The following is a 25,104-nucleotide window of genomic DNA, read 5'->3' on the forward strand; positions in this document are numbered from 1 at the left end:
TGCGAGGCGCGCATACAGTGCGGTGACGGGTACGTGGAATAGATCAGAGCATCCTTAACGCATTCATCATTTCGCCGGCAAGGATCTGACGAACGCTAACGCCGCATCCAGCAGCTTGCGGCGCAATGTGTCGTCCCCATAAGCCTCCGGCGCCACTCGCACCCAACCGTGCATGCGCCGGCTGCCCATGATCATGGGGACGATGTCTGGTAGGCGCAGGGCCCATCCATCCTGGTCCCTGCCCAGCCGCACGAGCAAGCCGTCCGCACGGGCGCCGCACAAGAGGTTGCCGTGCAGCAGCCATGCCCAGCCGCCGAACATGCCTTTTTCGCTGAGACCTTGCTCGCCCTGAAGGTCTTCGCTCAACAGCGTTTCCAATCCTTTGTCGCGTGCCATGTACGCCGTACCTGGTTTGCCCCGTTGCTGCGCATGCTCTACAAACCCGCCCCCAAGATCAACACAGAAGGAAGTCGGCTGTCCGGATGCATGCGCAGCAGTTGGTAAGCCACGCCGCCCACACCGGACAGTAAACCGGGCACGACCACTTCCTTGGTCAAGCCGCAAGAAGGACCGTACTCTTCCAGGCTCGACAGGATGCGCGCCATCAGGCCTTCGCGCGTCATGCCGTCCAGTACCTCACCACGTGCCATGAGCTGATCGAGCAGCTCCCATGCGCCGAGGTCGCCGTGGCACAGGCAGTGATTCCAGCCTAGCCCCATGCGTATGGTCGCTGCGGCTGCGTGGCGCAACAGGGGTTGTGTGCGTGGATGGGCGAAATCGGGATCCAGATCCAGGTGCGCCAATCCGATACCCACCGAGCCGTGGCACCACACAGCAGCCGTCTTGGGGCCACCCAGATCGCGCAAATCCACCCAGTTCTGTTCCTCTTCGTCGTAAGTGGCATCCTCGAAACGGAACGCTGCTTGCGCCAAGTGCTCGAAACGGCTTTCGCCGGTAGCCCGCGCCAGCTTGGCAAGCGCCCAACCGACCCCGGTGACGCCATGCGAATAGCCGCCAAGCCCCTGTGGCCACGTTTGCGGCTGGACCCAGTACGCACGATCGCCGTCCTGCCGCGCCAATGCCAGCAACTGGTCGCCGATTTGCACAGCCATGTCGAGAAAGCGCCGCTCATGGGTGCATTCGGCCAGCGCCAGCAAAACCGGAATCGCGCCGGCGCGACCGGAGAGCACGTCGTTCATGTCGTCGGCAGCGGCGGCTTCCAGCATGCCCTCGGCCAGCGTTATCGCACGCTGCAGCTCGTCGCCGCCTGGGCCGTTCCACTGCGCCAGCATCAGCAGTGTCCAGATTTGCGCAGCCAGGCCGAGGTAGGCGCCGGGCGGCGCCGGACGCAGCTTGATGTCGCCTTGCGCGTTATCCGCCAGTTGCTGTTCGGCCAGACGCAAAGTGTGCTGGACCGTGCTGGAAAGTGCCTCGATGCCGGGCACCGGATTCGCACGCCCTGCCCGCATCTCGTGCACATAGGCGGCAACAAGCAGTGCAATGCCCGACAGGCCGCCGTACAAATCCACCCCCAGTAACTGCACCGACCAGCCCGATGGATTGAGCACCGGCGCAATCCAGGCCACGCTACCGTCCTCGCCGCGGATGGCGTGCTTGATCAGGCCTTGCATGATGCGTTCGGCTTGAGCGCGACGCCTTGCATCCAGATCTGCATCGCGTATCGCCGATGGCGTCAACGTATCCAGGTGGGCGGTCCATCCGTCGTTGAGATAAGCGCTGACCATCGCGGCGCGGATCACATTGCGCTCGAACTCGAAATCGGACGCGCGCCAACGCTGCAACGCCGCCTGGGCCAAATGCCCCGGCTGCAACCAGCGTACTCCGCGCGGACCTTCAAGTTGGCCATCGCATACCAATGTACTGAACAAGGGGATGTCGCCGACCAACAGATCTTCGATTTCGCTTTCGATCACCACCGGATCGCTCGGTGCCGAAACGACGCTGGCCGCCATGCTGGCCAACAGTTCCCGCACCCGCTGCTTCGCTTGCGCTTCGTTATGCAAGGACACCGGATGCCACAGCATGCGTACGAGTTCGCCATAAGTCTCGGTGGCCCTGAGCACTACGCGCACGCGGCAATCGTCGAAGGCACCCAAGCGTGGCTCCAAACTGCCCGCTGCATCGAGCCGCCGCAGTGTGCCGGTCATTTGTTCGAACGCGTCCAGAGCATGCGGCCAATACGCCGCCAGCGCCGGCTCAAGGCTGGGATGATTTTGTTGCATCGACACCGGCACCATGGTGGAGCCGAGATAGGCCTCGTCGGTGCCGGCCTTCAGGATCGCCGGCTGCGGCATCATCGGCTGCTGGCCGGGCAGGAAACCGACACTGGAGTAGTCGATGCCGCGCCATCCCAGCATCTGCGCGCGCCCCGGCAACAAACCGATATTGAGCACCGTGCCGGCCACTAGCGCCGAAGCATGGTCGAACGCTTTGCCAAAGCCCGAAGGCGGCATGGGAATCTTCGGAGTGAACAGCGTTTCGCAATCGACTATCACTGGCGTATCGCCGTGCGCGATCAGGTTTTCGGCATGCAGGTCGCTGGCGCCTAGCAGATGCATGATGGCCAGCCAGTGCCCGATACCGCGATAGAAGCCGGTCAACTCCTTGTCGCCAGCGGCATAGCGATGCTCGACGAATTCGGTCCATCCATAGACGCCGCGATCGATGACGCGCGGCACCCGAATGTTCAGCACATGGCCATGCTCCTGCGCCAGTGCGTCTACAAATGCCTGCAAGCTTGCATCGATCGCGACCGAGCGTGGCTTGTAAACCATGCGGCCACCCTCGCAACGCAACAGCGCCACGGTGAAACCACCGCCATGGCTATCCCCTGCACCGAAACTCAACTCCGTCAGCTCACCGGCCTTTGCACCACACAGAGCATTGAGCACGTCGCGGTCGGCTACCCAGCGCCTTGCAAACAGCAAAGACGCTTCGCATCGATAACGCACGATCGCGTCCACTCGCTGCAGCATCGAAGGATAGTGCTCTGCCAACTCCGCCCAAAACGAAGGCTGCGAAGAAAGTTCTAGGAATTCATTCCATCGCTCGGCGCTATCGGCGCCATTCAAGCGCTCACTGACACGCGCTGCATTGAGTTCAAGCAGCAGCAATCGCGTGAGCTTCCCGTGCAATACGCTCGCTAGACAATCGCGCGTCTGCTCCAGAATGACTTCACGTTCGCGCGAGGAAAGTTCGGGCATCAGCACAAGCTGGGTTGCCAGCCTGCCTAGCGAAGGCGCAGACAAGCAACCCAGCGATGCGATGAAATTATCGGAAAAACTCTCGGCCGCCACTGGGAATCAGCAGCACGGATGGCCCGCGGAGCCGGAGCAGACGGTGCCGCAGCGCCCCGAATTGCAAATCAAAGTCGCGGTGATGATATTGGATTTGGACGCGATGTCCGATTCGGCAAACTCGCCGCTGACATAAAGCGGACCAGCCGGGCTATTTTCGTCCGCCTGATTGCGCCACTGCTGGATCTGTTCCTGTGAAGCAGTAAGCATGACTTTCTCCTCGCCTCGTCAATGAAGGGAATGAAGCCAACACGGATTGCTTTGCTCACACACATACGGCTTCGTTGCAAAGCCGTCGGGACGATATAGAGCATGCGCTCCTAAGCGGTCAACCTACTTTTTCACGATTTCACGCAACTTACACACACCGTGTCGCGAAACGGCGGGGCTTTCTTTGGTTGCAACCTGTCCCCGTTTTTAGTTGATGCTGGGATTAGCATCCCAGCCTATGACGCATTTCCCCTCTCACACTGGCAAAGCCGTGGTGCGCTTCACCGTGCGCAATGCCAGCGTGGATTGCACCCGTACCACGCCCGGCAGTTGCGTGAGGATCTCGGTATGGATGCGCTCGAAGTCGACCGAGTCGGCATAGGCCACGCGCACCATGTAATCGGCTGCACCGGCGAGCAAACAGCATTCGGTCACCTCCGGATGTTTCTGGATCGCCTCCTCGAAGGCGTCGAGGGCGGCGCGACCCTGCTGGTCGAGCGTCACCAGGACGAAGGCCGTACCCGACAGGCCCGCGGCTTTTTCATTCAACAGCATCACGTAGCGGGAAATCAGGCCACGGTCTTCCAGCAGCTTTACCCGTCGCAGGCAAGCTGAAGGGGAAAGATTGATGCGCTGCGCCAAATCGGCATTGGCCAGGCGCCCGTCCTCCTGCAGCAGGCGGAGGATGGCGCGGTCGCGGTCGTCCAGGGACGGATTAGTCATAAATTCTGCCATAGGAACAAAAATTCGCAGTCAATGCTAAAAAATGCAGCAAACTAGGCCATAATGAGCGAGAAATTGCGCAAGACCTCGATCATACTGCGCGCCGCACGGCACACGGAAGGCCGGCGCAGCAAGTTTCCCCAACCATTTGTCGAGAGATCGAGTCATGCGTATCGGTGTACCGAAAGAGATCAAGAACCATGAATACCGGGTGGGCCTAGTCCCGTCCTCCGTGCAGGAACTGGTACACAACGGCCATCAGGTAATGGTGCAAAAGGATGCGGGCGTTGGCGCCGGATTGTCGGATTCGGACTACGTTGCCGCTGGCGCGACCATCGTGGAAAGCGCCGACCAGATCTTTGCCGAAGCCGACATGATCGTGAAGGTGAAGGAGCCGCTGGCGGTGGAGCGCAAGAAGCTGCGCAAGGGCCAGATCCTGTTCACCTACCTGCACCTGGCACCCGACGCCGAGCAGACCCACGACCTGATCGCCTCCGGCGCGATTTGCATCGCCTATGAAACCGTCACTGCGCCGAACGGCTCGCTGCCGCTGCTGACGCCGATGTCCGAAGTGGCCGGCCGCCTCGCTCCGCAGGTTGGCGCACATTCGCTGGAGAAGGCCCAGGGCGGCCGCGGCGTCCTGCTGGGTGGCGTGCCCGGTGTGCCGGCAGCCGAAGTGGTGATCCTCGGCGGCGGTGTGTCCGGTACGCATGCAGCCACCATCGCTGTAGGCATGGGCGCAAAAGTGACCGTGGTCGATCGCTCGGCCGAAGCGCTGAAGCGTCTGGCGACGCAGTTCGGCACCTCGATTTCCACCGTATTCTCCACTCGCTCGGCGATCGAGGAACTGGTCCGCCGCGCGGACCTGCTGATCGGTACCGTACTGGTGCCCGGCGCCGCGGCGCCCAAGCTGGTGACGCATGAAATGGTGCGCACGATGAAGCCGGGCTCGGTGATCGTGGACGTCGCCATCGACCAGGGCGGCTGCGTGGAAACCTCACATGCCACCACCCACTCCGACCCCACTTACGTGGTCGACGGCGTGGTGCACTATTGTGTGGCGAACATGCCGGGCGCCGTCGCCCGCACCTCCACCTTTGCCCTCAACAGCGTGACGCTGCCGTTCACCCTGGCGCTCGCCAACCACGGCTGGAAGAAGGCGCTGCAGCACGACGTGCATCTGCGCAATGGCCTGAACGTGTTCGAAGGCAAGGTGACCTGCGAGCCGGTGGCACAGGCGCACAACCTGTCGTACGTGTCGGCCGAAAGCGTGCTTGGCATGTAAGTTCCGATGGATGGCTTCCTCTCCTCTTGTGGGAGAGGAAGCCGTCGTAATCGGCTAAATCGCCATCCACAAATAGAGGAACAGGGTATTGTTGTCGGCGGCTTTGCGACCGGCACCGTCGATGTTGTGGACTAGCCCACTGAACTTCGTGTACCAGGTGTATTGCAAGCCGACTCTCACATTGGCGAACGGCGCCTGCCATGAATCGGCCTTGCCAAACGGATTCCAATCCAGCTCGACCGTTCTGCTGCTGGTATTGGGACTACCGTTATTGCCGTAGCGAATGATGTCCTTGCTGCCGTCGCTGGAAGACATCCCCAAGGTGGCGCCCCAGGTGTTCCGGTACCAATAGCTGGCGTTGATGTTCAATGCATGCAGGCTGTCATGCAGATGGGACGATCCGCCCGATGCATAAGTGGCGTCCAGGCGCTCGCGCTCGTGCAAGTACAGCGCATTGGCGGTGACGATGTGATCGCCGCCATTGAGGAGCTGATAACTGGCATCGGCCCCCACATCGCGAAAACTGTCGGACGGCCCGGAAACCGCAACGATTTGGCCGGTCCTGTTAACGGCGGTCAAGCCGCGCCGCGCGCTGAAAGCCAGGCCACCCAGTTCGATATTTCCGTTCTTGAGATTCCAGGTATAGGCGATGCGAGCATAGGGCGCCACGCCTGCCACACGCCCATCGAAACCAACATTGACATCGCGCAGGAAGGCCGGCGACAGAGTCCGGTAAACGCCGCCTTCCACATAAAGCTTGCCATCGATTTGCGTATAGGCATCCAGGCCCACCGCCTGCTGCGCAAGAGCGCCCATCAAGATCGGTACCGCCGGCGCAGCTGGCGTGATGTTCGATAAGGCATAGGGAAACTGCCACGCCGGAGTCGTATTGAAGACATCGGTGAGGCTGGGATTGTTGTTCAGCGATACGCCCCAGATCGCCGTATGGTGACTCATAGTGAAGGTACGCGCATAGCGCAAGTCGGTATTGTCCCAGCCAAACAGACCGCTGCTTTGCTGGTAGGTAGCTTGCGCGAAGATTCCCATATGATCGGTGATGCCTCCGGCGAGAAATACAGAGGCTTGCTGCAACTGGGTGTTGTTGTTGGTACTGAAACCGTTGGCAGGCGCAGAGGCTTGTGCTTTCGCGGTATGCGTGTACGACTCAATCAGCATCAACGCGAGGGGGACTTTGGTGTTGCTTCCCACCCTGAGCGTGTAGCCCATCAACTTGAACTGGCGACCATACGGCGTCAGCTGCGGACCGAAACCACCGATATGACAGACCGCGCATGCCTGATGGGTTTGTCGCGCAAAAGCCGGAACGGCGAACGCCTCGGCGGAAAACAATAAAGAGCTGACGTTCGCGCAAAAAAAAAGCAACGCCAGCGTGACTGCGCGATGGCCTTGCGCGCCTTTGAGAGACACGCCGCAGTGCTTGAACATACGTCCTCCAGGATTTTTCACGGAGCGCCAATCAGTAGATGTCGCGGCTACGCGACCACCAACCGCCCACGCATCGCTTTGATGCCCGGCGTGCGGCACCCCATTCCCAATGATGGTGTATGCCTTCGACGCTTGATCAGGTTCAACGGCCCCATGGCATCAAATCCCTCGATGCATGCATGTGGCGAAACAAAGGATTTCACGCCATTGAACCGAAACGGGTCGCGACGGAACACACAGTAAAACGGCAAGCGGGCGCACGCGATTTTCGATCCATTCTTGTCAACCGAACGGAGATCTTCCATGCCTGATGCAAGTCAGAATAATTTTTCGCGTCGTCGTTTCCTGAAAATGGCCACGGGCACGACCGCCGCGGCATTCGTACTGGGAAGCATGCCGCGACTTGCCGAAGCCTTCGGCTTGCAGCATCTGGACCTGACCGATCCCACCGCAAAGGCGATGAACTACGTGGAAGATGCCAGCAAGAGCAGCAATGCCTTGCACAAGCCTGGCAGTGCCTGCGCGAACTGCCGGTTTTATGCCGGGGATGCGACCGGTTATGGACCTTGCCAACTGTATCCGGGCAAAGCGGTCAATTCGAAAGGCTGGTGCGCCTCCTACACCCCCAAGAACGCCCAGGCGTAGTCGCGCGCTGCTCCCACCCACGCCGTTGTCGATTTTCCGCACCGCCGTTCGTCGCCGGATAAACCCCTGCTCACGGAGCCCGCGCGATGAATCTGAAACTGTATGCCCACCCCTTCTCTTCCTACTGCCAGAAGGTACTGATCGCGCTGTACGAGAACGATATCCCGTTCGAATGGCGCGAGCTGTCGAGCGAGCAGCCGGAGATCTACGCCGAATTCGCAGCCTTGTGGCCTCTCAAGCGTTTTCCCGTGCTGGTGGATGGTAACCGACCGATCATGGAATCGAGCATCATCATCGAGCACCTGGAACTGTACTACCCGGGGCCGGTGTCGCTATTGCCCGCCAACGCCCGCACTGCGTTGGAAGTGCGCAACCTGGACCGCTTCTTCGACTGCTACGTTTCCACGCCGCAACAGAAGATCGTATTCAATGCCATGCGGCCGGAAGTCGAGCGCGATGCTCGCGGCGTGCGTGAAGCACGTGAGATGCTCGACACTGCCTATGCCTGGCTGGACCGGCATCTGGACGGGCGCGAATGGGCTACCCAGCACGGCTTCAGCCTGGCTGACTGCAGCGCGGCACCTTCACTGTTCTATGCCGACTGGACGCATCGCATCGATCCGTCCTTCAGCAAACTCATCGCCTATCGCAAGCGCCTGCTCGCGCGTCCTTCGTTCGCACGTGCCGTCGACGAAGCACGGCCATATCGCCCGCTATTTCCGCTAGGCGCGCCGGATCGCGATTGATCGAGTATTGGAATTAAAGTAGCGCGGCTCCTCCCCTGCCTTGTGCAGGGGAGGGCCAATGGTCACAAACTCAGGTGTGCTTGGGGCCCTGTCTTGCCGCTTCGGCATCCTGCCCGCCGGCGCCTGCACGCGAACTTGCGCCACCCGGACGCGAATTGCCGTGACTGTGCTCACCGCCCTTGCGGCCGATATCCGCCATGTGTTCACGATTCTCGCTGACGGCTTCACCGCCTTTCTGGCCGATGGCGGACATGTGCTGGCGATTCTGGCTCACCGACTCGCCACCTTTGCGACCGGCTTCACGTGCTTCTTCGGAGCTGAATTCATGCGCGTGGCCACTCTCATGCGCCGCGCGTCCACCCTGGCTGGCTATTTCGCGTTGCCGCGCTTCATCCATGCCGGCGAAGCCGCGCCCACCGCCTCCACGATTGTTACCAGTGTTCTCATTTGCCATTGTCTTGACTCCCAAACCATACAACGCACGACAGGCATGCCTGTCGTACGGACTGATCATGGCGAAGCTCATCTGTAGCGGAGGTCTCGATGCGGTGAAAAAGCCATCTACGAAAAGCCATCCGACAGACGAGCGCCTGTGTGAGTGCAGCAGAAGCGCTCGCCGTTCCGGAGGGGGTATCGAACGGCGTAGTGCTCCTACTGCGACAACCGCTCAGTAGATCGAGGCGTCATCGACGCCGTCGGTAAGACTCGTCGTTGCCGAATCGGGCGCGGGATCGCTGGCATGATGGACATTGCCCGGCGCCATGGAACCTGCCCTCAGCGCATCCTCCCTGACATGCAGGCCCAGCATGTCGAAAACTTCCTCGAAGGATCTGCGTTCGCCAGCCAGGGATGGATCGGAGTCGTACTGGGTTGCGGCCTTGGCATACTCGGCACGCAATCGCTCCAACACGGTATCCTGGTTGGACTGCCCATCCAGTAGGGCGCGCAACACCGTGACAATGGCGCAGGTCGTACCGGCCAGTGAAACGCTTTCGTCTTCGATGGGTTCCATGGCGGACCTCGCAGATGAGCCCCTACCAGGGAGAGCTTGCGCTGTTGCGGCACAAGCCCTCGTCATCGAGCCACGAACGAACTCATCGACAGCATCGCCCACGCTCAAGCCTACGAGAACTTGCGCAGCCGCAGCGCATTGCCCACCACCGATACCGACGACAAGCTCATCGCCAGCGCCGCCACCATCGGCGACAACGTGATGCCGAACAGCGGATACAGCACACCCGCCGCCACCGGCACGCCCAGCGCGTTGTAGATGAACGCAAAGAACAAGTTCTGCCGGATATTGCGCACTGTCGCCTGTGACAGCTTGTGCGCGCGCAGGATGCCGCTGAGCTGCCCTTTCACCAGCGTGACCTGCGCGGTTTCCATGGCTACGTCGGTGCCATGCCCCATGGCGATGCCGACATCCGCCGCGGCCAGTGCCGGAGCGTCGTTGATACCATCGCCGGCCATCGCGACGCGCCGCCCTTGCTTGCGCAACTGCTCGATCACCGCGGCCTTGCCGGCCGGCGATACCCCGGCGTGCACTTCGTCGATCGCCAGTTCCCGCGCCACGGCATGCGCCGTAGTTGCATGGTCGCCGGTAAGCATCACGATGCGCATGCCATCGGCTTTCAAATCCTGCAAGGCTCGCGGCGTATCCTGCTTGATGCGGTCGCTCACGCCGAACAAGCCGGCCAGCTTGCCGTCAATGCCCAAAAACATCACCGTGGCGCCGTCATGGCGCAAGGCGTCCGCGCCGGCCAAAGTTTCGGCTGTCAGCGACAGGTCTGCCAGTTCCATCAACTGCGCGTTGCCAAAGGCAATTCGATGCTCCTGCGTGCTGCCGCTGACGCCGCCGCCGACGTGGACTTCGAAATCATGGACAGCTTGCAGGCTTAGCCCCTCTTCCTTGGCCGCGGCCGTGATCGCCTTGCCAAGCGGATGCTCGCTGGCTTGCTCCAGGCTGGCCGCCAGGCCGAGCAGGAATTGGCGCGAATGACCAGCAAGCGCCTGCACCGAGCTGAGCGTAGGCTGGCCCTCGGTCAGGGTGCCGGTCTTGTCCAGTACCAGGGTGTCGACCTCGCGCATCGCTTCGATCGCCGCTGCATCCTTGAACAGCAAGCCGTGCTGCGCCGCGCGTCCACTCGCCACCATGATCGAGATCGGCGTCGCCAAGCCCAGCGCGCACGGACAAGCGATGATCAGCACGGCTACCGCCGCAATCAGCGCATGCGCCAAGCGCGGCTCCGGTCCCCACCACGCCCATCCCGCAAAGGCGAGCGCTGCGGCCGCGATCACCGCCGGCACGAACCACGCCGCCACGCGATCGGCCACGCGCTGGAGAGGCGCCTTGCTGCGTTGCGCTTGCGCCACCTGCGCGACGATTTGCGCAAGCACGGTCGACGCCCCGACTTTTTCCACCCGCATGGTGAGTGCGCCCTGGCTGTTGACCGTGCCGCCGGTGAGCGCATCGCCCGGCGCTTTCGTCACCGGCATCGCTTCGCCGGTGAGCATGGATTCGTCCACCTGGCTGCGGCCGCTGAGCACCACCCCGTCCACCGGGACTTTTTCGCCGGGGCGGATGCGCAGCTGGTCACCCACTTGCACTTCGTCCAGCGGCACGTCGTGCTCCGCTCCCTTCGACAGGCGCCGTGCGGTCTTCGGCACCAAGCCCAACAACGCCTTCAACGCCGCACCTGTGCGCCGCCGTGCACGCCATTCCAGAAAGTCACCCAGCGTCACCAGCGTGACGATCACCGCGGCGGATTCAAAATAGACGCCAACGCGGCCATGCACATCGCGAAAACCCGCAGGAAAAATCGACGGCACCAACAACGCCAACACGCTATACAACCATGCAACGCCCGTACCCACGGCGATCAGCGTGTACATGTTCGGCTGCCATGGCTTGAGAGAACGCCAGCCGCGAGCGAAAAACGGTGCGCCCCCCCAAAGCACCACGATGCTGGCAAAGCTTGCTTCCAACCAACTGGCCCAAGCAGGCACGTGCATACCCATGTCCGGCAGCATCGCCAGCAGGAACACCGGCAGCGTCAGCGCGATCAACAGCCATAAGCGGCGCGACATGGCCCGCACTTCGCCGGCATCGTCCTCATCGAGGCTGGGCATCATCGGTTCCAGTGCCATGCCGCAAAGGGGGCAATCACCGGGATGATCCTGCTGCACTTGCGGATGCATCGGGCAGGTGTAGATCGCACCGCGTACAGGGGCTTGTAGCACGCGCCGCTCCTGCAGATACAGCGCGGGCTCGGCGACGAATTTCTGCCGGCAGCTCGCGGCACAGAAGTGATATGTGTGGCCATCGTGCTCGGCATGGTGCGTCGTGGCGGCCGGGTCGACCGTCATGCCGCACACCGGGTCCTTGACCGTGGCCCCGGCATGCGAATGTCCATGCATATTCATCCTGGGCGGCGCAGCTTGCGCATGACGCGCAGGCTCCGCATCGAACTTTGCCTTGCAACCGGCGCAGCAGAAATAGAACGTCTTGCCGGCGTAGTCGCTGCGGTGTTTCGCATCGAGCGGATTCACGCCCATGCCGCAGATCGGATCACGCACCTGGCTTTCCACGGAGTGGCAGCACGAACCTTGCGCACTCATGCCTGCGGCTCCTCTTCGGCCAGAGCATGCAGGATCGGGCAATGCTCCGGATCGCCATGCCCCGGGCAAACCTCGATCAACTGCTCAAGGCCCTTACGGATGCGCATGAGTTCGGCAATCCGCGCGTCGATGCTGGCGAGGCGCTGTTCGGCCCGCTTGCGCACCGCCTTCACGCCGCCATGGCGGTCGGTGGACAGGGCCAGCAGATCGCGGATTTCCTCCAGCGTGAAGCCCAGTTCCTTGGCGCGGCGAATGAAACGCAAGCGCTTGATCGCCGATTCGTTGTAGCTGCGGTAGCCGGAGGCGCGGCGCAGCGGCTCGGGCAGCAATCCTTCGCGCTCGTAGTAGCGGATGGTGTCGATGGGAACGCCGGCGCGCTTGGCGACGGTACCGATGGTGAGGGAGGGGGTTGGTGTGTTCATGGAACAAGTCTAGACCCTTGATCAAGGTCCAGGGTCAAGTGCCCGCTCCGTCCGGCCTTGCAAGGGCCCTCCTACCCGTCACCCGGCGTTTGCGGGGACGACGGGGTAAGCAGGTTTTCGCATAAGCAAAGTTTTGTTCAGGCAATTCATTTCCCAGCCAGCTACTGCACACTTAACCCTGTAACCTTGCCGCGCACTTCAGGGGCTACTCATCCACATGCATTCGAACAACAACGAACCACATACCCGCGCATCCGTTCCGCTGGCGCCCTCGCTAGACACCACCCTCGCCGCCGCGGACATGCCGCGCCAGTTCCGTCCGCTGGATTGGCGCGTGCTATGGATCGGCTTTGTCGCCATGCTGCTGGGCGGTGTGGCCGCGGTGGTCGCCAAGGTGCTGACGGCCCTGATCGGCCTGATCACCAATATTTCTTTCTACGGACGCTGGAGCTACGACTTCTCCAGCCCGGCGGGCAATCACCTCGGCTGGTGGGTGGTGGTGGTGCCGGCGATCGGCGGCCTGATCGTCGGCGTGATGGCGCGCTGGGGCTCGCGGGCGATCCGCGGCCACGGCATCCCCGAGGCAATGGAGCAGGTGCTGCTCAATGAAAGCCGTATCCCGCCCCGCATTACCTGGCTGAAGCCGGTTTCCTCGGCGATCGCAATCGGCACCGGCGGTCCGTTCGGTGCGGAAGGCCCGATCATCGCCACCGGCGGAGCGCTCGGTTCGCTGATCGCGCAGCTGATGCACGTAACCGCCGACGAGCGCAAGACCTTGCTGGCAGCCGGCGCGGCGGCCGGCATGGCGGCGGTGTTCTCAGCGCCGATTTCCGCCGTGCTGCTGGCGATCGAACTATTGCTGTTCGAACGCCGCGCACGCTCTCTGATCCCGGTGGCGCTCGCCGCCACCGCCGGCACCGGCTTCCGCTACCTGCTGGAAGGCAATGCGCCGATGTTCCCGATGCCGGCCGTGGCCTCGCCCACCCTGCCGGCCCTGGCTGCCTATGTGCTGATGGGTGTGCTGGTGGGTGTGGTCAGCGTCTGGATTACCAAGCTCACCTACGCCATCGAAGACTACTTCGAGAAGCTGCCGATCCACTGGATGTGGTGGCCGGCGCTGGGCGGCCTCGTGGTCGGCTTGGTGGGCTACTACATGCCACTCACGCTCGGCGTGGGCTACACCAACATTTCCGCGGTGCTGAGCGGCGAGATCGGGATGGCCGCCATGCTCTCGCTGTGCTTGCTGAAGCTGCTGTCGTGGTCGGTGGCGCTGGGTAGCGGTACCTCGGGTGGCACGCTGGCGCCACTGTTCACCATTGGCGGCGCGATGGGCGGCGTGCTGGGCATGGCGCTCGCCAGCGCAGTGCCATCGCTGCAGGTGGATCCGCACTTGGCCGCGTTGGTGTGCATGGCGGCGATTTTTGCCGGCGCCTCGCGCGCCTTCCTCACCTCGGTGGTGTTCGCGTTCGAAACCACACAGCAGACGCACGGACTGCTCCCGTTGCTCGGCGCCTGCGCGGCGGCATATCTGGTTTCCGGCCTGATGATGCGCAACACCATCATGACCGAGAAGATCGTGCGCCGCGGCGTACGCGTGCCTTCCGAATACGCGGCCGATTACCTGGACCAGATCTTCGTGCGCGATGCCTGCAGCCGCAACGTAGTTAGCCTGCCGGCCGACCAGAAAGTGGCCGAAGTGCGCGATTGGCTGGCCAGCGAAGGCGTGGCCACCAAGCACCAAGGCTTCCCCGTGGTCGATGCACACGATCAGCTGCTTGGTGTGGTGACGCGGCGCCAGCTCTACGATGCCAGCCTCGCCCCGGATGCCAACGTGCGCTCGTTGATCCAGCGCGCGCCCTTGGTGGTGCGCGAAGACCATACCTTGCGCGAAGCCGCCGATCACATGGTGGAACGGGAGGTCGGCCGCCTGGTGGTGGTGAGCAGGCAAGCACCTCATCGCATGGTGGGCATCATCACGCGCGGCGACCTGCTGGTGGCGCATGCGCGCCGATTGCGCGAGGCGCGGCTTGCGTCGCGGCATCTGGACCTGGGCAGAAAGCCCTCCGCCAGCTGACATCCTGCACCTGCTCAGTGCTCGCCCGGATCCGGGCGAGCACATGACCCACGCCGTGCTTTGGGTGTATACAGCGGCGGGCCATGCCCAAGGGGATTGGGCAGGAGGGGCTTGCTTGAAATGTCTGGTCGTCGTCGCTCATCCCTTGAGCGAAAGCTTATGTCAAACGATGGCGCGCACCGCCATCGACACTCTCTCCTCAGCCGGCCATACGGTCGCGGTCGAAGACCTTTATGGTTCGAGCTTCTCTCCCGCGTTGACGCCGGACGAGCGCCGAAGCTACTACGCAGCACCCTTCGATGCGAAAGCCATACAAGCGCAAGCCGATAGACTGCTCGATGCCGAAGCGCTCGTACTGGTTTTTCCGACCTGGTGGTTTGGCTTTCCGGCAGTGTTGAAAGGCTGGTTTGATCGCATCTGGGCGCCAGGCATCGCGTACGACCACGCCTCCGACTTCGGCCCGATCCAGGCACGGCTGCATAAACTCCGCAAAGTGTGTGCCATCACCTCGCTCGGTTCCCCATGGTGGGTGGACCGGCTAGTGCTTAGGCAACCGGTCAAGCGCGTATTGAAGACCGCATTGCTTGGCACGTGCGCACCTGCGTGCGATTTCAAGATGCTTTCGCTCTACCAGGCGGAACGGTTGTCGTCGGTGCAAGTCCGGGCGTTTCGTGCGCGCATCCAGGCAACGCTTTCAAAATGGGTGTAGGGCTTAAACTTGATGCGGCCCTTCAGTAAAAAAGCCGCCGGAAACCCGGCGGCTTTTTCGTTGTCACGGGAAGCAACCGGGTATCGGCCACCTCCTGCCCTGTTTCTCGCTTACCAATCGTAGGTCACGCCTAGCTGCACGGTGCGTGGTGCCTCCACCGTGTTGTTGTAACCAAAATAGGCTGACTTATAGAGCGAATTGGGCGCCCCCGACGTACCGTAATTCGGGTTGACGAACAACAGCTTCTGCTCATTCGTGACATTGCGCACCTGCAACTGGAAGCCCAGCTTCTTGGCTGCCCATTCCGGCCGGTATTCGAGCGATACGTCCAGCGTATGTAGCCAAGGCGTATACCCGCTCGTGCCAGGAGGCGACGGCATGCCACCGCACCAGTGGTAGCCGCCACCGTAACCGGCGGGGTCGGTTTCCATCGGACCGTAGTTACCCAGGCATTGTTCAGGCGTGCCCGAAGCCAGCGTCAGCACACCGCTGACCGACCATTCCGGCAGGATTTGATAGGCGCCATAGGCTTTCAACGCATGCTTGCGCGAATTGGTTTGCGGACCGTTTGAGTATTCCATCAGCTGGCCGAAGTCCCACTGCGTAGTGGCCGACACCGACGTGCCACCCTGGCCAGTCTGCGATTGCACAACGCCCTCGCTGGTGCCGTAGCTCTTGGAATACACGTAATCGATCTTGCCCCACCACTTACCGTCCCAGGGATGCTCCAGGAACAACTCCAGCGAGTAGTAGTTGCGATAGGCACGCGGGAAGCCCAGTTGCAACGGTGAAACCCAGGCCGAGGCGTGGCCGCCGTTGGAATTGACGGCCGTGATCAGGTTGCTGGAGCCCGGATTGATCAGAATGCTGCCATTGACTACCAGCGGACCGCAGTTGGCCGCGGTCGAGGCTGCTGTCTGATTGGCCAGACCAGGGTTCTGGGCCAGCAGCGCGTTGCAGATTGCATACGGGCCTTCGGCCGTGTCGTCCACGATGCGGCCCAGTTTGGTCCAAGTGGCCGTCACACCGTAGTTCCAGGCGGGACTGAGCTGCTGCTGGAAGCCTAATACATAGGAATCCTGATATTCCGCGCCCAGGTTGCGCGAGGCGATGGTCCCAGGATCAAGCGTTTGACCATAGGCGTAGTTGCCGGAAACCGGTACGCCGAGGCCAGACGTCAAACCGTACGAATAGATCGGCTGCAGTCCCGTCGGCACACCGTTCGACTGGATACCAGTATAGGTGTAGTAGTTGCGAGTGTAGGTCGACGCTGCCGCCTCACGTAGAGCCACGCCGGAGGGCAGCGCGAGAAAATAACGGCCCGCGTTGGCGAACAGCTTCATGCTGGAATCGCCCTTGATGTCCCAGGAAAATCCCAAGCGCGGTGCCCACTGAGGTTTGGTCAGTCGGACATAGGGCTGGCTGCTGGGGTTGTAGTTGACGAATTCCTCGTCGCGCACACCCATGTTCACCAAAATGTTCGGCGTGACCTGCCAGGTGTCTTTGATGTACTGCGCACGCTGGCGCACCTGCACGGTCGATTGATTGACAAAGATATATCTATCGACCCAGTACTGCGAACCGATGGGACCTACGTACGGGCTAATATTGGGGGTGGTGCCAACGATCGGTACACCGGCATTGCTTTGCCCATACTCCCACGCATAGCCCGGACCGGTCATGATCGTACCGTCGTTGACGTCGCGCGTGGTCTGGTTGTCGATACCTGCCTGCAGGGTGTGATCGCCCAGCTTGTACGTAAGGCCGACACGCAGGTTGATGTTTTCGCTCTTGTGGTCGGGATTGTTGAGGTTGGAACTGGGATTGTTGCCCACGCAAGCCTGGGAAGGACAGAACGCTGGGTTCTGATTCGCCGCGGAAAAAATGGTCGGGTCGGAAACCTGTCCAGGCTGGTTGGTGTAATAAACACCGTCCATCTTGCCGAGCAAAGCGTCCAAGGTCAGGTCATCCGTAATGTAGGACGTGAACTTGGCACTATAGATATTGAAGGAGTCCTTGGTCGTCTGCTGATAAGCGGAGAAGGCACCTGGACTGTGGGTGGCGTAGCTGTACTGATACTGGTTGCCATTGAAGTCATCCGCGGACCTCACGGCAGTCAACGAAAGAATGTTCGAATCGGTGATGTTCCAATCCACCTTGGCGTAGTACTTCGGATAGGAATAATGATCGGTATCCAGCTTATGGCCGGTAACCGGCGTCACCGTCTGCAGATTGCGACGATCTGCCTCGGCCGCGACAAAGAAGAACAGCTTGTCCTTGATCAGCGGGCCGCCAACATAAACGTCATAGACCTGCTCCCAATCGGTGTTGCTGTTGCGATAGTCATATACCTTGCCGTAGTTCTGGGGCGTAAGCGGGTTTTCGTAGTACATGTTCTTTACGTTGCCCTGCAGACCCGAAGGTCGCCAGAACATGGCCGCGCCAAACTTCCAGTTATTGGTACCGCTGCTGCCGATCTGGCTGATCACGCCGCCGGTGGAGCGACCGTACTCCGGGCCATAACCGTTGGTGAGCGTTTCTTGCTGGGAGATCGCGCCGTACGGCAGCGTGATACCACCGGAGTTGCCAAGCGGATCGGAGGTGTTGAAACCATTGATGTAGTAGGCGTTCTCGGCCGTGGACGAACCGCCGAACGAAACCAGGCGTTCACCGGTAGGTCCGCTCCCCAACGAACCGGAACCCGCAATCGTGCCCGGTGCCAACAGTGCGATCGCCGCGCCACTGCGCTGCAGTGGCAGCTGCTTGAGCTGTGCAGCGGTGATCACGGTAATTTCCTGGGTGGAACTGACATCGATCGGCGGTACAGCGTTGGCAGTCACAGTCACTGCGGCCAGGGCTTTTTCATTGGCTGCGCCCCCCACGAAGTTGACCGTCACGGTACCGGCAGCCAAAGCTGTCACGCCATGCCTGCTGTCGATCGCATTGCCGTCTTGCAGCAGGGTTACGTCGTACGTACCCACGGGCAGGGTTATGGTGTAACGGCCCGACTTGTCGACCGGCACAGTACGATCGAAACCCGAGCCGCCCACCACCCGCACGGCTTCGCCATTAGCGACCGGTGCCTGGCCGAAAATGGTACCCGTGGTGGACTGCGCGCCGGCGCTTCCCGCAAAACCGAACCCCACGGCAATAGCCACCGCCAGCGCGCTATGCCGCATCGGCGCCCGATAGACGGACGCCAGTTGCTTGATGCTCATACACCCTCCCCTAACCCTTGCAGTTGAAATTATTTGCGCTTTTTTTTGAAAAGCGGAATCGAACGTAGTCGACGAAATAATTGGATGTCAACGATTATCTAACATGCAAAGTGTGTTCTTTGGCATTTGAAAAATACAATATTTAATTCGGCGACATGGATGCTTAATTTTGCATAATCGTTAGCGCCATCGCTCTGCACTATGGCCGCGAAATTCTCGCGAAAATTTCCTGACTAAGCCGCCATAAAGCGATGTCGCGCCACTTTGCGCATTTAACGCGATGAAACAAGCACAATGAAAAATTGACTATCGTTCAAACAGCAAAAACTGCTAAGCGTTATTGTGCTGATATCGTCATCAAAAGCGACCAATTAAGCATGTATATAAATACTACAAAACAAACAACCACTCGAACTTCACAAATGCGTTTACGCCGAAAAGCATTTCAGCGCCGATATGGATCAGGAATGCACTGGCGGGTTAAATATCGACCAACCAAAAGGGGAGAAACAATTAGGATGGTGCATGTACGGCGAGGCTGAGGCTGGGATGACAACCCCAGCTCCCCAATGGCCAACCATGCTGGGATGGTCATCCCAGCCTACGAAAATCACGCCAAGGCATCATCCGCGGCCACAAAGCCGCCGGTCTGTCGTTGCCACAAGCGCGCATACAGGCCGCCATGCGTGATCAGCTGCGCATGCGTACCGGTCTCCACAACCCTGCCCTTGTCCATCACCACCAGGCGGTCCATCCGCGCGATGGTGGAAAGGCGGTGCGCAATGGCGATCACCGTCTTGTCTTCCATCAACAGCTCCAGGCTTTCCTGGATGGCGGCTTCCACTTCCGAGTCGAGCGCGGAAGTCGCTTCGTCGAGCACCAGGATCGGTGCATCCTTCAGCAGCACGCGTGCAATGGCAATGCGCTGGCGTTGCCCGCCGGAGAGTTTTACACCGCGTTCGCCGACGTGCGCATCCAGCCCGCGCCGACCTTCCCCGTCGATGAGGCCGGGGATGAACTCATCGGCGCGCGCCTTGCGAATCGCTTCGTTGAGCTGTGCCTCAGTGGCATCGGGGCGGCCGTAGAGCAGGTTGTCGCGCACAGAGCGATGCAACAGCGAGGTGTCTTGCGTGACCACGCCGATCTGCGAACGCAGGCTTTCCTGGGTGACCTGCGCTATATCGGTACCGTCGATGCGAATATGGCCGTCTTCCAGGTCGTACAGGCGCAGCAGCACGTTCACCAGCGTGGATTTGCCGGCGCCGGACGGGCCGACCAGACCGATCTTTTCACCGGGCCGCACCGCCAGGTTCAGGCCCGAGATCACGCCGCCCTGCTTGCCGTAATGAAAATGGATGTCCTCCAATTGGATGGCGCCGGCCACCACCTCCAGCGGCATGGCGCCTTCCTTGTCCTGCACGGCACGCGGTTGCGCAATGCTGGTGATGCCATCCTGCACGGTGCCGATGTTTTCGAAAATGCCGTTGACCACCCACATGATCCAGCCGGACATGTTGTTGATGCGGATCACCAGGCCGGTGGAAAGCGCAATCGCGCCAACCGTCACCCGGCCCTGGCTCCACAACCACACCGCCAGCGCTGAAGTGCCGACGATGAGAAATCCGTTGAGCGTGGTGATACTGATATCCATCGCCGTGGTAAGGCGCGTCATGCTGCGCAGTTTGTCGGTCTGCTCCGCCATCGCGTCTGCCACATAGTCTTCTTCACGACTGGTATGCGAGAACAGCTTGAGCGTGAGGACGTTGCTGTAGCCGTCCACGATGCGCCCCATCAGCTTGGACCGCGCTTCCGAGGCCGCCCACGAACGTTTCCGCGTGCGCGGTATGAAGAAGTAGAGCGTGCCCACGTAACCGAATAGCCACACCACCAACGGCATCGCCAGCCACCAGTCGGCGTGGGCGAACATCACGACGGCGCTGCCGTAGTAGATCGCCACGTACCAGATCGCGTCCACGATCTGCGCGGCTGACTCGCGCAGCGACGCTCCCGTCTGCATGATGCGGTTGGCGATGCGGCCAGCGTAGTCGTTCTGGAAAAAGCCCAGGCTCTGGCGGATGACGTAGCGATGGTTCTGCCAGCGGATGCGGTTGGTGAGGCTCGGCACGATCGCCTGGTTCACCAGCATGTCGTGCGCGCCGATGAACAACGGGCGCAGCGCCAGCGCCACGAACCCCATCCACAGCAGTTCACGCCCGTGGATGGCAAAAAAATCCTTGCCCGGCACGCCCTTGGCCATGTCCACGATGCGCCCGACGAAGCCGAACAGGGACACTTCCACGATCGCCACGCCAAATCCGAGCACGATCGCCGCGGCGAACACCGGCCACACCTGGCGCAGATAGAACAGGTAGAACCGGCCCACCGCCTTGGGCGGCATCGTGTCGACCGGGTCCTTGAAGGCGTCGATCAGGGATTCGAACCAGCGGAAGATCATGGCGTGGGTCCATTCAGGCCATAGGGAGATGGAGATGAAGGAGCACTATACAAGGCCGTGCAGCGGCGATTGACCCGCGGCGGCCTCATTCGGATCATGCCCGCCATGCATACTCTCCTACGTAAGCTTGTTGCCCCATGCCTGCTGGCCGGTTCGCTGCTGCTCTCAGCACAGCCCGCCCAGGCGCAGAACGCGGCCGATTCGTCCCATGCGCCGGCCAGTGCCAGCTCCACGCAAGACCCGGCGCAGGCGCTGAATGGCCTCAGCAAACAGCTGGATGGCCTCAAGACCACGTTCAACAGCAAGTCGATCGACAACAAGTCGTTGAACGACCTGCACGACCAGGCCGGAGCGGTGCAGCAGCAGTCCGACCAGCTGGTGCAAACGCTCACCCCCGAGCTGGAAAGCCTGCAGACGCGCCTGGGCGTGCTCGGCCAGGCCCCGGGGCCTGGCGCTCCGCCGGAAACGCCAGCCGTTAGCCAGCAGCGGCGCCAGCTGGAACGCGGCAAGACCAAGCTGGATGGTCAGATCAAGCAAGCCCAATTGCTTAGCCAGGATGCCGCCAAGCTCGCCACGCAGATCGTCGACGCGCACAACGAGCAGATCCAAGCCCAGCTCGGCTCACGCGCCGATTCTCCGCTGGGCCTCGCCTTCTGGCGGGAGCTGAAGAACGCTTTTCCGGACGATATCGCGCGCGTCGGGCACGTCAAGGAACTGCTGCTCGAAGATGCCGGCATCGCCTGGCAGCCCGAGAACCGGTTGGCACTGCTGCTTTGCCTGATCAGCGCCCTGCTGCTGATCGTGCCCGGCCGCGCACTCGCGGAACGCGCGGCCCTGGCGATCACCAGCCGCTACATGCCCGACGGGCACCTGCGGCGCAGCGCGATGACTGCAGTGTTCACCCTCACGGTGACCTTGTCGATCGGCCTGGCCGCCTTGCTGGTATATCAAGGCTTCAACTGGAACGATACGCTGAGCGAGGAAGTGGAAACCTTTGCCCTGGCACTCGTGCGCTCGGTGTTCTTCTCCGCCTTTGTCGCCGGTCTGGGCCGCGCGCTGCTTTCGGTGCGGCATCCTTCCTGGCGCCTGCCGGCGCTGAGCAAGTTCATGGCGCGCAGTCTGCGCTGGTTTCCATGGCTGCTTGGCGCTGCGTTCCTGCTGCTGGGATTCCTGGTGAGGTTGAATGCGCTTGCAGGCGCAAGCCTGGCGGCGACGGTTGGTATGCACGCGTTTCTAGCCTTGCTGATTACCGGCCTGGCGGGCGCCGCCTTGACGCGCGTCAAGCGGGCGCGCAATACGCAGCGGCAACAGGGCGAGAAACCGCCCCAGCACGCGTTATGGGTGGGCATGCTGTTCGGATTGGCGATGCTCGGCGTGGTGGTGGCGTGGCTGGCGGTGCTGACCGGCTATGTAGCGCTAGGCTTTTTCATCTCCTGGCAGATGCTGTGGATCGGCATGATAGTGGCGTCGCTGTATGTGCTTTCGCATCTGCAACGCGATCTGTTGCATACCCTGCTCAATCCACACGGACGCAGTGGTCAACGCCTGCAATCGACCTTCAGCATCCAGCCGAACACCCTGGAGCAGGGATCGACCGTCCTTTCGGCCATTACTCAGATCCTATTGCTGCTGGTCGCCGTGGGCGTGCTGCTGGTGCCATTCGGCGGTGGCCCGCAGGACATCTTCGCGCACATCGGCAATGTCTTCTCCAGCCTCAAGGTGGGTCAGCTCACCATCAAGCCTGGGGCGATTTTCAGTGCGCTGCTGGTGTTCGCACTGGGCTTGGTGGCCGTGCGCATCGTGCGCCGTTGGCTGGCCGAGCAGTTGCTGCCCAAGACCTCGCTCGACATCGGCATGCAGAACTCGCTGGTCACGCTGCTCAACTATGTAGCGGTGGTGATCGTGGTGGCGCTGGCGCTGCGTACCGCCGATGTCAGCCTGGAGAGCCTGACGTGGATCGCCAGCGCCCTGTCGGTAGGCATCGGCTTCGGCCTGCAGGCGATCGTGCAGAATTTCATCTCGGGCCTGATCCTGCTCGCCGAGCGGCCGGTGAAGGTGGGCGACTGGGTGAGCATGCCCGGCGTGGAAGGCGACATCCGCCGCATCAACGTGCGCGCCACCGAAATCCAGCTGAGCGACCGCTCTACCATGATCGTGCCGAACTCGCAGTTCATTACGCAGAACCTGCGCAACGTCACGCATGGCAACGCGCTCGGCCGCGTCAAGCTGAGTCTGCCGATGCCGCTGGATACCGATGCGGCGAAGGTGCGCGAGATCATGCTCGAAGCCTTGCACGCGAACGAGGCAACGCTGGATACGCCGGCACCCGCCGTAACCCTGGATGACGTCACCCCTACGGCAATGACGTTCAGCGGCGTGGCTTACGTGCGCAGCCCGCGAGAAGCCTCGGCGGTGAAGAGCGCATTGTTCTTCGACATCCTGGCGCGACTGGCGAAGGCACAGCTGCCGCTATCGACGCCGCAGAGCATGATCGTGCGGAATCTGGGACCTTTGGGCGAAGACAGTCCGGCGGCGCCGGGGCAGTGATGCGTGCGCCGGGGCGACCTTCACGGCGTCATCGTGTCACACACACATCGCGAAGCTGGGATTATCATCCCGGCCTACCATGGGATTCCAGCGCATCATTCCTGCCCCGCCGCTCGCCCCCGTCATCGAGGCGATCTGGGACTGGGACATGCCCGCCGGAACATTCGGCTATGAGCGCATCCTGCCTGGCCCGGGCGCAGGACTGATCATCAACCTGGCGGAAGACGAAACACGCGTTTACCAGGATGACGAAGACCGCCACTGCCTGCGCGCATCCGGTAGCGTGATCGGCGGACCGTATCGGCATAGCTGGATCATCGATACCGCCGAGCAGGTGCGCGTGATGGGCGTAAGTTTCCGGCCCGGCGGCGTGCATGCGTTGATAGGTATCAGCGCCGAGGAACTGGGCGTGCGGGACATCAATCTGGAAGACATGTTCGGAGCGAACGCCCGCCGCTTGCGCCAGCGCCTGCTCGAAACCGCCTGCCCCATGCAACGGCTCGCGCTATTGGAGCAATGGTTGCGCACGCTATGCGACGAACCGGCTTGGGATGCGATCATTCTGCACGCAGCGGCCGCGCTGGCCCATGTGCCGGAAGTGCCGGGCATTGGCAGGCTGCAGCGGGAAAGTGGCTATTCCGCGCATCGTTTCGGCCAGCTGTTCCGCCGCCATATCGGCATGACGGCGAAACACTATGCGCGTCTGATGCGTTTTCGCGCGGTGGTGGAAATGGCACATGCCGCCACGCAACCCGATTGGGCGCAGATCGCGCTGGATGGCGGTTTTTGCGACCAGGCCCACTTGAGCCATGAATTTCGCCGCTTTGCCGGCATCTCGCCGTCCGAATTCGTGGCCCAGCGCGGACCCTATCCAAACCACGTTCCGATCTAGGCGCCGCGCAAAAAAATCTACAAGACGCGCGCCTGGCCACGGATTAATTTGGGCTCGACGTCCAACCAGGAGCCAGGTCATGAGCGGCAAAATCAACCACGGCAGCACCATCGTTCCCGGCCTGCGCTACCGCGACGCGCACGCTGCGATCGATTGGCTTTGCAAAGCCTTCGGCTTTGAAAAGCATGCCGTCTACGAGAACGAGCACGGCCGTGTGATGCACGCGCAGCTGGTGTACGGCAACGGCATGTTGATGCTGGGCGATATCCGCCCGGATGGCTTTGGTCGACACATGGCACAGCCCGATGAAATCCAGGGCCGGGAGACGCAGTGCGCGTACGTGACCGTAGCCGATTGCAAAGCGCACTACGAGCGCGCAAAGGCTGCGGGTGCCGAGATCATCGAGGAGTATGCCGAGAAGGACTATGGTGGCGCGGGCTATGCGTGCCGTGATCCCGAGGGGCATCTATGGTCGTTCGGCAGCTATGACCCGTGGCAGCCCACTTAGCCATTTGCTGTTCGTAGGCTGGGATGAAATCGCTGCCTACTTGCTCCCTCCCCTACGGCGCGCAGGGGAGGGAGCGGGGTGCATTACTGGCACTTCTCGTTCTTGGCCGCATGGTAACCGGCAGCCTGTGCATCCGCCGTGCTCATGTACTTGCCTTCCTTGGTCTTGCCGTACCACTTGCTGCCCTGGCAGTGGTAAGCCTTGGTCTTGGAGCCGGTATTCACCCACACCTGGCCCGGACCGCCACCAGCGGCCGGCGCAGCGGCAGGTGCTGCCTTGGCGGCGGCGG

The 25,104-nt window shown here is 61.6% G+C and carries 20 protein-coding genes and 1 pseudogene; 8 read left to right on the plus strand and 13 right to left on the minus strand.

The genetic code is table 11. From position 1 onward, the window contains the following. Nucleotides 1-66: 66 nt before the first annotated feature. The 4 genes from QQJ96_RS18095 to QQJ96_RS18110 all read right to left on the minus strand — a co-directional run bounded on the left by QQJ96_RS18095 (nt 67) and on the right by QQJ96_RS18110 (nt 4,250). Nucleotides 67-396 carry a TfoX/Sxy family protein gene (locus QQJ96_RS18095; RefSeq protein WP_284333430.1) on the minus strand — a complete coding sequence of 110 codons (330 nt, stop codon included), beginning with the start codon at nt 394-396 and terminating at the stop codon, nt 67-69. 38 nt (nt 397-434) lie between these two features. Continuing rightward, nucleotides 435-3,224 (minus strand): type 2 lanthipeptide synthetase LanM family protein, encoded by a 2,790-nt coding sequence (locus tag QQJ96_RS18100; RefSeq protein ID WP_284333431.1) that lies wholly within the window; start codon nt 3,222-3,224, stop codon nt 435-437. Nucleotides 3,225-3,323: 99 nt separating this feature from the next. Continuing rightward, nucleotides 3,324-3,527: a DUF6229 family protein gene (locus QQJ96_RS18105; protein ID WP_284333432.1), complete on the minus strand. Its 204-nt coding sequence runs from the start codon at nt 3,525-3,527 to the stop codon at nt 3,324-3,326. Nucleotides 3,528-3,782: 255 nt separating this feature from the next. Continuing rightward, nucleotides 3,783-4,250, minus strand: coding sequence for an Lrp/AsnC family transcriptional regulator (locus QQJ96_RS18110; protein ID WP_284333433.1), 468 nt, complete (start codon nt 4,248-4,250; stop codon nt 3,783-3,785). Between the two features lie 166 nt (nt 4,251-4,416). Here QQJ96_RS18110 and ald point away from each other — a divergent pair, with 166 nt between their 5' ends. Further along, entirely contained in the window at nt 4,417-5,535 is a 1,119-nt protein-coding gene (gene ald / locus QQJ96_RS18115; RefSeq protein WP_284333434.1) for an alanine dehydrogenase, read from the plus strand. A 54-nt stretch (nt 5,536-5,589) separates the two neighbouring features. On the opposite strand, the gene QQJ96_RS18120 is transcribed toward ald, so the two are convergent. After that, a complete protein-coding gene (locus QQJ96_RS18120; RefSeq protein ID WP_284333435.1) occupies nt 5,590-6,981 on the minus strand; it encodes a cytochrome C in 1,392 nt (463 codons plus the stop codon). 47 nt (nt 6,982-7,028) lie between these two features. Continuing rightward, nucleotides 7,029-7,286, minus strand: a complete 258-nt coding sequence (locus QQJ96_RS18125; RefSeq protein WP_284333436.1) for a hypothetical protein — start codon at nt 7,284-7,286, stop codon at nt 7,029-7,031. Here QQJ96_RS18125 and QQJ96_RS18130 point away from each other — a divergent pair. Continuing rightward, complete coding sequence (locus QQJ96_RS18130; RefSeq protein ID WP_284333437.1) at nt 7,285-7,626, plus strand: high-potential iron-sulfur protein; 342 nt, start codon at nt 7,285-7,287, stop codon at nt 7,624-7,626. The two genes, QQJ96_RS18125 and QQJ96_RS18130, sit on opposite strands and share 2 nt — an antisense overlap. Nucleotides 7,627-7,712: 86 nt before the next feature. Beyond that, nucleotides 7,713-8,372 (plus strand): glutathione S-transferase family protein, encoded by a 660-nt coding sequence (locus QQJ96_RS18135; RefSeq protein ID WP_284333438.1) that lies wholly within the window; start codon nt 7,713-7,715, stop codon nt 8,370-8,372. A 70-nt stretch (nt 8,373-8,442) separates the two neighbouring features. On the opposite strand, the gene QQJ96_RS18140 is transcribed toward QQJ96_RS18135, so the two are convergent. The 4 genes from QQJ96_RS18140 to QQJ96_RS18155 form a co-directional block, all read right to left on the minus strand. Next, complete coding sequence (locus tag QQJ96_RS18140; RefSeq protein ID WP_284333439.1) at nt 8,443-8,826, minus strand: KGG domain-containing protein; 384 nt, start codon at nt 8,824-8,826, stop codon at nt 8,443-8,445. Between the two features lie 213 nt (nt 8,827-9,039). Continuing rightward, nucleotides 9,040-9,384 (minus strand): hypothetical protein, encoded by a 345-nt coding sequence (locus QQJ96_RS18145; protein ID WP_284333440.1) that lies wholly within the window; start codon nt 9,382-9,384, stop codon nt 9,040-9,042. A gap of 110 nt (nt 9,385-9,494) precedes the next feature. Beyond that, nucleotides 9,495-11,990 (minus strand): heavy metal translocating P-type ATPase, encoded by a 2,496-nt coding sequence (locus QQJ96_RS18150; protein WP_284333441.1) that lies wholly within the window; start codon nt 11,988-11,990, stop codon nt 9,495-9,497. After that, complete coding sequence (locus QQJ96_RS18155; protein WP_284333442.1) at nt 11,987-12,412, minus strand: heavy metal-responsive transcriptional regulator; 426 nt, start codon at nt 12,410-12,412, stop codon at nt 11,987-11,989. The genes QQJ96_RS18150 and QQJ96_RS18155 overlap by 4 nt, the downstream gene beginning before the upstream one ends. A 217-nt stretch (nt 12,413-12,629) precedes the next feature. Between QQJ96_RS18155 and QQJ96_RS18160 the strand changes: the two genes are divergently transcribed. After that, complete coding sequence (locus QQJ96_RS18160) at nt 12,630-14,486, plus strand: chloride channel protein (RefSeq protein ID WP_284333443.1); 1,857 nt, start codon at nt 12,630-12,632, stop codon at nt 14,484-14,486. 115 nt (nt 14,487-14,601) lie between these two features. Continuing rightward, nucleotides 14,602-15,195 (plus strand): NAD(P)H-dependent oxidoreductase, encoded by a 594-nt coding sequence (locus tag QQJ96_RS18165; protein ID WP_284333444.1) that lies wholly within the window; start codon nt 14,602-14,604, stop codon nt 15,193-15,195. A gap of 110 nt (nt 15,196-15,305) precedes the next feature. Here the strand turns inward: QQJ96_RS18165 and QQJ96_RS18170 are convergent, their stop codons facing one another. Continuing rightward, on the minus strand, nt 15,306-18,413 hold the full coding sequence (locus QQJ96_RS18170) for a TonB-dependent receptor (protein WP_284333445.1): 3,108 nt from the start codon (nt 18,411-18,413) through the stop codon (nt 15,306-15,308). 610 nt (nt 18,414-19,023) lie between these two features. Next, the gene (locus tag QQJ96_RS18175) at nt 19,024-20,865 is read right to left on the minus strand and encodes an ABC transporter ATP-binding protein (RefSeq protein ID WP_284333449.1); all 1,842 of its coding nucleotides are present in this window, start codon (nt 20,863-20,865) and stop codon (nt 19,024-19,026) included. 108 nt (nt 20,866-20,973) lie between these two features. Between QQJ96_RS18175 and QQJ96_RS18180 the strand changes: the two genes are divergently transcribed. The 3 genes from QQJ96_RS18180 to QQJ96_RS18190 all read left to right on the plus strand — a co-directional run bounded on the left by QQJ96_RS18180 (nt 20,974) and on the right by QQJ96_RS18190 (nt 24,815). Next, the gene (locus QQJ96_RS18180; protein WP_284333446.1) at nt 20,974-23,415 is read left to right on the plus strand and encodes a DUF3772 domain-containing protein; all 2,442 of its coding nucleotides are present in this window, start codon (nt 20,974-20,976) and stop codon (nt 23,413-23,415) included. A gap of 79 nt (nt 23,416-23,494) precedes the next feature. Next, entirely contained in the window at nt 23,495-24,307 is an 813-nt protein-coding gene (locus QQJ96_RS18185) for a helix-turn-helix domain-containing protein (protein ID WP_345782715.1), read from the plus strand. Nucleotides 24,308-24,386: 79 nt separating this feature from the next. Beyond that, nucleotides 24,387-24,815 (plus strand): VOC family protein, encoded by a 429-nt coding sequence (locus QQJ96_RS18190; protein WP_284333448.1) that lies wholly within the window; start codon nt 24,387-24,389, stop codon nt 24,813-24,815. A gap of 83 nt (nt 24,816-24,898) precedes the next feature. Here the strand turns inward: QQJ96_RS18190 and QQJ96_RS18195 are convergent. Then, nucleotides 24,899-25,104, minus strand: a pseudogene (locus QQJ96_RS18195) (DUF3761 domain-containing protein); the annotation flags it as partial.

Source organism: Dyella flagellata (genome assembly GCF_030160275.1).
Taxonomy (GTDB): domain Bacteria; phylum Pseudomonadota; class Gammaproteobacteria; order Xanthomonadales; family Rhodanobacteraceae; genus Dyella_B; species Dyella_B flagellata.

Excerpts from the sequence above, each read along its gene's own strand:
- QQJ96_RS18135 (WP_284333438.1), top strand. The coding sequence starts at position 7,713 with ATGAATCTGAAACTGTATGCCCACCCCTTCTCTTCCTACTGCCAGAAG.
- QQJ96_RS18145 (WP_284333440.1), bottom strand. The coding sequence starts at position 9,384 with ATGGAACCCATCGAAGACGAAAGCGTTTCACTGGCCGGTACGACCTGC.
- QQJ96_RS18155 (WP_284333442.1), bottom strand. The coding sequence starts at position 12,412 with ATGAACACACCAACCCCCTCCCTCACCATCGGTACCGTCGCCAAGCGC.
- QQJ96_RS18140 (WP_284333439.1), bottom strand. The coding sequence starts at position 8,826 with ATGGCAAATGAGAACACTGGTAACAATCGTGGAGGCGGTGGGCGCGGC.
- QQJ96_RS18095 (WP_284333430.1), bottom strand. The coding sequence starts at position 396 with ATGGCACGCGACAAAGGATTGGAAACGCTGTTGAGCGAAGACCTTCAG.
- ald (WP_284333434.1), top strand. The coding sequence starts at position 4,417 with ATGCGTATCGGTGTACCGAAAGAGATCAAGAACCATGAATACCGGGTG.
- QQJ96_RS18150 (WP_284333441.1), bottom strand. The coding sequence starts at position 11,990 with ATGAGTGCGCAAGGTTCGTGCTGCCACTCCGTGGAAAGCCAGGTGCGT.
- QQJ96_RS18105 (WP_284333432.1), bottom strand. The coding sequence starts at position 3,527 with ATGCTTACTGCTTCACAGGAACAGATCCAGCAGTGGCGCAATCAGGCG.
- QQJ96_RS18170 (WP_284333445.1), bottom strand. The coding sequence starts at position 18,413 with ATGAGCATCAAGCAACTGGCGTCCGTCTATCGGGCGCCGATGCGGCAT.
- QQJ96_RS18100 (WP_284333431.1), bottom strand. The coding sequence starts at position 3,224 with ATGCCCGAACTTTCCTCGCGCGAACGTGAAGTCATTCTGGAGCAGACG.
- QQJ96_RS18110 (WP_284333433.1), bottom strand. The coding sequence starts at position 4,250 with ATGACTAATCCGTCCCTGGACGACCGCGACCGCGCCATCCTCCGCCTG.
- QQJ96_RS18180 (WP_284333446.1), top strand. The coding sequence starts at position 20,974 with ATGCATACTCTCCTACGTAAGCTTGTTGCCCCATGCCTGCTGGCCGGT.
- QQJ96_RS18190 (WP_284333448.1), top strand. The coding sequence starts at position 24,387 with ATGAGCGGCAAAATCAACCACGGCAGCACCATCGTTCCCGGCCTGCGC.
- QQJ96_RS18120 (WP_284333435.1), bottom strand. The coding sequence starts at position 6,981 with ATGTTCAAGCACTGCGGCGTGTCTCTCAAAGGCGCGCAAGGCCATCGC.
- QQJ96_RS18160 (WP_284333443.1), top strand. The coding sequence starts at position 12,630 with ATGCATTCGAACAACAACGAACCACATACCCGCGCATCCGTTCCGCTG.
- QQJ96_RS18125 (WP_284333436.1), bottom strand. The coding sequence starts at position 7,286 with ATGGAAGATCTCCGTTCGGTTGACAAGAATGGATCGAAAATCGCGTGC.
- QQJ96_RS18130 (WP_284333437.1), top strand. The coding sequence starts at position 7,285 with ATGCCTGATGCAAGTCAGAATAATTTTTCGCGTCGTCGTTTCCTGAAA.
- QQJ96_RS18185 (WP_345782715.1), top strand. The coding sequence starts at position 23,495 with ATGGGATTCCAGCGCATCATTCCTGCCCCGCCGCTCGCCCCCGTCATC.